Annotated in this window: 7 protein-coding genes and 1 pseudogene; 6 read left to right on the forward strand and 2 right to left on the reverse strand. The window is 70.4% G+C overall.

Features of this window, described 5'->3' with window-relative positions; genetic code table 11:
- Positions 1-533 (forward strand): annotated as a pseudogene (locus HMPREF0975_RS13860) (Ppx/GppA phosphatase family protein); the annotation flags it as partial.
- A complete protein-coding gene (locus HMPREF0975_RS13865) occupies positions 530-1,417 on the forward strand; it encodes a type I 3-dehydroquinate dehydratase (protein ID WP_009234842.1) in 888 nt (295 codons plus the stop codon). The pseudogene HMPREF0975_RS13860 and the gene HMPREF0975_RS13865, both read left to right, overlap by 4 nt.
- Positions 1,418-1,547: 130 nt before the next feature.
- Here HMPREF0975_RS13865 and HMPREF0975_RS13870 read toward each other — a convergent pair whose 3' ends face one another.
- Positions 1,548-2,765, reverse strand: a complete 1,218-nt coding sequence (locus HMPREF0975_RS13870; RefSeq protein ID WP_009234843.1) for an alpha/beta fold hydrolase — start codon at positions 2,763-2,765, stop codon at positions 1,548-1,550.
- Between the two features lie 94 nt (positions 2,766-2,859).
- Here HMPREF0975_RS13870 and HMPREF0975_RS13875 point away from each other — a divergent pair, with 94 nt between their 5' ends.
- A complete protein-coding gene (locus HMPREF0975_RS13875; RefSeq protein ID WP_009234844.1) occupies positions 2,860-3,510 on the forward strand; it encodes a TetR/AcrR family transcriptional regulator in 651 nt (216 codons plus the stop codon).
- Between the two features lie 479 nt (positions 3,511-3,989).
- On the opposite strand, the gene HMPREF0975_RS13880 is transcribed toward HMPREF0975_RS13875, so the two are convergent.
- Entirely contained in the window at positions 3,990-4,334 is a 345-nt protein-coding gene (locus HMPREF0975_RS13880) for a hypothetical protein (RefSeq protein WP_232212547.1), read from the reverse strand.
- Positions 4,335-4,390: 56 nt separating this feature from the next.
- Between HMPREF0975_RS13880 and HMPREF0975_RS13885 the strand changes: the two genes are divergently transcribed.
- The 3 genes from HMPREF0975_RS13885 to pth form a co-directional block, all read left to right on the forward strand.
- Complete coding sequence (locus HMPREF0975_RS13885; RefSeq protein ID WP_009234846.1) at positions 4,391-4,780, forward strand: helix-turn-helix transcriptional regulator; 390 nt, start codon at positions 4,391-4,393, stop codon at positions 4,778-4,780.
- Positions 4,781-5,075: 295 nt separating this feature from the next.
- On the forward strand, positions 5,076-5,687 hold the full coding sequence (locus HMPREF0975_RS13890; RefSeq protein ID WP_009234847.1) for a 50S ribosomal protein L25/general stress protein Ctc: 612 nt from the start codon (positions 5,076-5,078) through the stop codon (positions 5,685-5,687).
- Between the two features lie 81 nt (positions 5,688-5,768).
- Positions 5,769-6,334, forward strand: a 566-nt coding sequence (gene pth / locus HMPREF0975_RS13895; RefSeq protein ID WP_009234848.1) for an aminoacyl-tRNA hydrolase, incomplete at its 3' end; no start/stop codon positions are given.

Genomic DNA, 6,334 nt, shown 5'->3' on the forward strand with positions numbered 1-6,334 from the left:
CGTGGACGCCCCCAGCGCCGCCATCAGCCTGGATACCGGCAGCGTGCGCATCACCGAGCGGTTCCTGACCGGCGGCGTCACCACCGAGGCCGAGGCCGCCGCCCCGCGCCGAGGTGCGGGGCCTCCTGGACGGCGCCGAACGGGTCGTCGACCTGTCCGCCCCCGGGCAACTGGTGGGCCTGGCCGGCACCATCACGACCGTCACCGCCCACGCCCTGGGTCTTCAGGCCTTCGACCCGCAGACGCTGGGCGGCGCCGAGCTGAGCCCGCAGGCCGTTCTGGCCTCCTGCGAGGCGATCGTCCACTCCACTGCCGAGCAGCGCGCCTCCTGGGGCTACCTCGCTCCCGGGCGCCGCGACGTCATCGCCGCCGGGGCTCTCGTGTGGAGCGAGGTCGTCTCCCGCGTGGTGGAGCGGACCACCGCCGCCGGGCGCCCGCTGGAACGGGTCATCACCAGCCTCTACGACATCCTCGACGGCATCGCCCTGTCACTCGTGCTCACGCAGAGGCCCGCGGAAGGGGCCGGAGCATGAGCCGGGCGCCGTTACTGACCTGGGGCGGGCGCGCCGTCACCAGTTGTCCCGGGGAGCCGCCCGCGGTCGCCGTCTCCCTGACCGGACCGACCGCCGCCCGCGCTCGGGTCCAGGCCCGCCGCGCCATCGACGCCGGCGCCGATGTCCTCGAGTTGCGCATCGACCTGCTCGAGGAGGCCGATGCCCTGGTCGCCTTCGGCGAGGTCGCCGGTGAGGAGGCGCCCGCCCCGGACCCGATGGTCGTTGCCACGGCCGCCGCCCAGGTCCTGGAGTGCCTGCGACGCATGAGCGACGTCGTCGACGGCGCCCCCCTCCTGCTCACCTGTCGCACCGCCGCTGAGGGCGGTCGGGCCCACCTGGACGACGCGGGCTACGGCGCCCTCCTCGGCGCCGTGCTTGACGAGCTGGCCGACTGGGCGCCCTCGCGCCGCCCGAGTGCCGTCGACGTCGAGGTCCAGCGCGGCTGTCTGTCGCAGGTCGCCGCTCAGGCCCACGGTCTGGGCATCGGCGTCATCGCCTCCTTCCACGACTTCGAGGCCACCCCCGCCGACGCCGTCTTGGAGGAGGTCCTGACCCGTATGGCCTCCGAGGGCGCGGACCTGGCCAAGATCGCCGTGTGGCCCACCAGCGCCGACGACGTCGCCCGGCTCCTGGGCGTGTGCGCGCGGGCCACGGCGGCCCCGGGGGAGGGGACGGGCCCGGGTGTGCCCGTGGCCGCCATGTCCATGGGGGCGCTCGGCGCGGTCAGCCGCGTCTGCCCGGCCTTCGGATCGGCACTCACCTTCGCCGTCGTTCCCGACGAGCATGGGGAGGTTCTGGCCTCCGCCCCCGGTCAGCTGCCGATGCAGGACGTGCGCCGCTGCCTGGAGCTGCTGCGGGTCTAACTCGTCCTCCTGGTGAGCTCATGCCGGGGCCGGTCGGTCGGCCGCGTGCGGTCGTAGGGTAGGTCGCGCGTTCGAGGGGTAGAGGGTACGACCGCGGCACCTACGGTACGAACGTGTGGAGCTTGGCGTTTCACAGGCCCTCCTCCCAGGCCAGGATCGTGCGGGCCACGAGACCAGGGTTGCCGGTCTGGCAGTGGCTCGCCGCGCTCTCGGCCCTGGTGAAGGTGCGGGTGGTGACCGAGCGGGCGGCAGTGAGACGCTCGGCCTGACGAACCATCTGGTGGAGCGGCACGAACTCGTCCTCGGCGCCCTGCATGAGCAGAACGTCCCCGGTGACCCTAGGGGAGACGTCGGCCGTGGAGAAGGCGGCCGCGGCGCGCAGGAACGCGGCAGGCGAATGCGTCCCCGTCACGTGCATGCCCTGCCACATACCCCACCAGGCCATCAGGCTGCGACGGGATCGTGCGGCCAGCACCCGATTGAGCATCCCTCCGGGAACGTGGGCGATAAGTGGTTCGATGCGTGCGAGGGTGCGGCCGGCAATACGCGCTGGAGTCGGCGGAAGCGACTGGGAGACGAGGACCTCCAGGAAGTCGTCGAGCACGTCGAAGGCGACGACGCGCCTGACTCGCGGCTCACCGGCGGCGGCGTGCATGACGAGCCCGCCTCCCAGGGACATGCCGACGAGTGTGGTCTCCTCGATGTCGAAGTGGTCCAGGACCGCCGAGACCGGCGCCGCCCAGTTGGTGCGCATGGTGAGCCTCTTGCCCGTCCTGAGTCCGGGCAATGTACCTGCCTCCAGGTCGGCCTCCAGAGCGCCGCCCTGCCCAGGGCCCTCGAAGGCGATGACCCTCCGTCCGCGCTTCGCCACAGCGGCCAGGACAGGGAAGGTCTCCTCGATATAGGAGTCGAAGCCGCCGAGGACGACCCACGTACTCCGTGGAGGCTGTACGGCGTCGGGGGCCGTCAGCTCATAGGCGGGCAGGAACCTGCCCTCGAAGGGGACGAGCTCGGGCTCCAGCGCGAAGCAGCGTCGCAGAGAGGAGACGAACCTCCGACGAGTCGGTGCCTTGAGCGGGTTGCCGGGTTGCATGAAGAACTCCGCCCCGCGGGCGAAGAAGGCCGCCTCCAGGTCGTGCTCCTGATCCCGGACCCGATCGGCGAGGTCCAGGTAGGTCCGTACCCAGTCGGCGATCCGGGTGGTGTGCGGCACCACCGGCAGGAAGTCGGCGACCGCCCGCTCAGTGACGAGCCACCGGTTGGCCTGCAGGTTGAGGAAGCGGTTGCTGCTCAGGCAGCGGAAGCCGATAGCGGGTGCATCCAGGTCGAGTGCGTACGTGACGTCCATGAGGGCCCCTTGATCTATAAAAGCAAGAAAGTTGCGTTTAGGACTGTAGTGTGCGATCCGTCGTCGACGCAAGCCGCTGTCCTAGGCTGATGTCATGGAGCCGAGCAGCAGTGAAGAGCAGGGGAAGGGTGGCCCGGAGGGTGCCGTGAGCTCCGTGGGCACCGTGCGCTCGCGCCCCGGCGGCCGTTCCATGCGCGTGCGCCGAGCGGTGCTGGACGCCGTTGTTGAGCTGCTGGAGGAGGGCGGTGCCCGGGCGGTCACCATCGCCGAGGTCGCCAAACGCTCCGGGGTCAACGCCTCCTCGATCTACCGCCGCTGGCACGGCGTCGACGCCCTCATCCTCGACGCCGCCCAGGACCTGAGCCTGGACGCCATCGAAGTGGCCGACACCGGCTCCCTCGAGGACGACCTGTGCGCCACGGCGGTGTCGGTGGCTGCCTTCCTGCGCACGGACCTCGGGATCGCCATGGCCCGCGCTCTCATCGACGCGCCCGTGGAGGTCCTGGAACGCATCGGCGACTGGCCGCAGTTCTGGGCCACCCGCCTTCGACGCTTCGAGCCGGTCTTCACCCGCGCCGCTGCGCGTGGGGAAGTGGCTGCCGACGTCAACCAGTCCGTCATCGCCTCCATCGGCGAGATGATCGCCGCGCAGACCTACTTTCTCACCCTCTTCCAGCGCGAGGAGGCCGACGATCCCGCCGCCCGACTCATCGTCCGCCGCGCGCTCGCGGCCGCTGGGCTGTAGGTCCGGCGTTCGCGGTAGGCCTCCTGCTCGTGGGGAGGGGCGCGATCTCGCGCCGTCGGGCTCGGCCGGGGACAATTCACGTGTTCGGGACAGGAGGCCGGTCACCAGTACGTCCCTAAGGGCGATGTCTTCACCACCGTCCCGAAGGAGAAGGCCGACGAGATCCTCGACGTCGAGCACAAGATTCAAGAGACCCGACCGCCTCAGAATCCGACCACTTCGGGATCGATCAGGCCGTCATCTGCCCCAGCTCCCGCCTCATGATCCTCATCGCGACGGAGTACCACATGTGATTCGGCGGCAAGGTGTGGATTGGCGGCTTCACGCGTTCGTAGGGTGGGTCTTGGGTTCGAGGGGTAAAGGGTATGACCTAGCTACCTGGGGTACGACCGCGAGAGACGGTCGACGGCGCGGGCGCAGTCGGGCGATGCCAGACCCGGCTGGTGTGTCGCAGTAGGGGCGTCAGATGTCCAACGGGGTCAGGACGGCGATCCTCCAGTCGCTACCGCTGCGGACGAGCTGGTAGAGAAGCGCTCACTCGGCGCGCCGGCGTCGTGGGTCCAGGTGACGTCGACCCAGATGCTGTGCCCGGTCTCGACAACGATTTTGATGGTTGCGTGAGTGGTGGAGACGGCCTCGTACTGGCCGAACGCCCCGGAGAAGAACTGCTCGGTCTGTGAGACGTCGGAGACAGCGATGGGGTGATCGGGGAACTCGATCAGCGCGGGCGCGGCGTAGTGCTCGGCGATGGCCTTGGCGTCTCGGTCGAGCAGGGCGCGGGTGTAGGAGTCGAAGAACTGCTGCGTGATAGTGCTGTTGGTCATGGTGTCCACGCTACGCACAAACCCGGACACGCCAGTGTCATGGTTACGATGAGTCCATGAATTCGCCTGCAGGACAGGCGTCCGCCGCCTCACGTGACCCATACCTGACCCTGCGGCGGGTGGAGCGCCAACAGCACCTCATCGAGCGACTGCATACCAGCTCGAACCGGCTCACCCTCGGTCGTCTCGCCAATGAGCTGGGTGTGACGGAACGGACCGTTGCCCGCGACGTTGAACGACTGCGCCACTCCGGTGTGCCGATCACGGTCGTCCCCGGCCGAGGCGGTGGCGTCAGCATCGAGTGCGCCACCCCGCCAGGGCACGTCGAGCTGGACCTTCCAGAGATCACTGCCCTCATAGCGAGCCTCGTCGCCCTCGGACCGAGCACCAGCGAGTCCGCGGCCTCCGCGATGCGCAAGCTCATCACCGCCCTCCGTCCTGGGTAGTCCTGGGTAGCAGCCGCCGTCCGTGCGGCCGTGATCGCAAGAGGTCGTGTCAACGTCATCGAGGCCACCGCGACTCGTAGCGGCAGGTGAGGCGCCCCACCGGCGCCTGGCTGTTCGCGGGGCGCGCCCATGCCGTAGTCTTGCCCACGTTGCCCCGGCGAGGGACGTGCCTTGAGTAAGGTGCGCATCCGTGATCGACGTGGTGGTACCGGGCGGTACTGCGCGTCGTCGCGCCCAGCCGGACCACCATCAGCCGCGGGGCACCGGGCCCCGCCTCATCCGCAAGGAGCGCCTCATGGCCAACAACGCCATCACCCTCAAGGCCCAGGACCGCACCGAGTTCGGCAAGGGCTCCGCCCGCCAGGCCCGCCGCGCCGGCCGGGTCCCCGTCGTCGTCTACGGTCACGGCACCGAGCCCCGCCACCTCCTGCTCGAGGAGCACGCCACCCGCCTGGCCCTGCGCAATAACGACAACGCCCTGGTCGAGCTGGACATCGACGGCGGCGAGACCCTCCTGGCCCTGGCCAAGGACGTGCAGCGCCACCCCATCCGCCCCGGCGTGCAGCACGTCGACTTCCTCCTGGTGAACCGTAACGAGCGCGTCGACGTCGAGGTCCCGGTCACCGTCATCGGCACCGCCGAGCCCGGCACCATGCACATGATCGAGGCCGCCACCATCATGGTCTCCGCCCCGGCCGTCTCCGTCCCCGAGGCCATCGAGGTCGACATCACCGGCGTCGCGGCCGGCACCGTCCTCACCATCGCGGACATCACCCTGCCCAAGGGTCTGGAGGCCGTCTCCGACGCCGAGACCGCCGTGGTCAACGTGGCCAACGAGCACGTCGTCGCCTCCGAGGTCCCCGAGGCCGTCCCCGCCGAGGGCGACGCCGAGGCCGCGGCCGAGTGAACCGCGCGTGATTCGTATGAACAGCCATGACGACGCCGCGGTCCGCTCCTGCCGCGTCCGCCCCGCCCAGTGGCGGGCCGCATGAGTGAGCCCTGGCTCGTCGTCGGGCTGGGGAATCCCGGGACCCGGTACGCCCGCAATCGCCACAACGTCGGCTACATGGTGCTCGACGTTTTGGCCGAGCGCACCGGGTCCCGCTTCTCCAGCCACAAGAAGGCCCGCGCCCGCGTGGCCGAGGGACGCCTGGGGCTCCTGCCCGGCGGCGCCCCCGGCCCCCGCGTCATCCTGGCCGAGCCCTCGGTGCTCATGAACCTCTCCGGCGGCCCCGTGGCCGGGCTCGTCTCCTACTACGGCATCGACCCCTCCGCTCGACTGCTCGTCATCCACGACGAGCTCGACCTGCCCGCCCACGAGCTGCGACTCAAGCGCGGCGGCGGCGAGGGCGGCCACAACGGCCTGCGCTCTATCAGCAAGTCCGTCTCCACCAAGGACTACGCGCGCCTGCGCGTGGGCATCGGCCGCCCACCGGGCCGCCAGGACCCCTCCGACTTCGTCCTGTCCGACTTCCCCGGCCGCGAGCGCGCCGACCTCGGCGTCACCCTGGAGCGGGCCGCCGACGCCGTCGAGCAGGTCGTCGCGCTCGGCTT

The sequence above is a fragment of the Actinomyces sp. oral taxon 849 str. F0330 genome (assembly GCF_000239715.1).
Lineage (GTDB): Bacteria > Actinomycetota > Actinomycetes > Actinomycetales > Actinomycetaceae > Actinomyces > Actinomyces johnsonii.

Coding starts and splice junctions, on each gene's coding strand:
- HMPREF0975_RS13875 (WP_009234844.1), top strand. CDS start 2,860: ATGGAGCCGAGCAGCAGTGAAGAGCAGGGGAAGGGTGGCCCGGAGGGT.
- HMPREF0975_RS13880 (WP_232212547.1), bottom strand. CDS start 4,334: ATGACCAACAGCACTATCACGCAGCAGTTCTTCGACTCCTACACCCGC.
- HMPREF0975_RS13885 (WP_009234846.1), top strand. CDS start 4,391: ATGAATTCGCCTGCAGGACAGGCGTCCGCCGCCTCACGTGACCCATAC.
- HMPREF0975_RS13865 (WP_009234842.1), top strand. CDS start 530: ATGAGCCGGGCGCCGTTACTGACCTGGGGCGGGCGCGCCGTCACCAGT.
- HMPREF0975_RS13870 (WP_009234843.1), bottom strand. CDS start 2,765: ATGGACGTCACGTACGCACTCGACCTGGATGCACCCGCTATCGGCTTC.
- HMPREF0975_RS13890 (WP_009234847.1), top strand. CDS start 5,076: ATGGCCAACAACGCCATCACCCTCAAGGCCCAGGACCGCACCGAGTTC.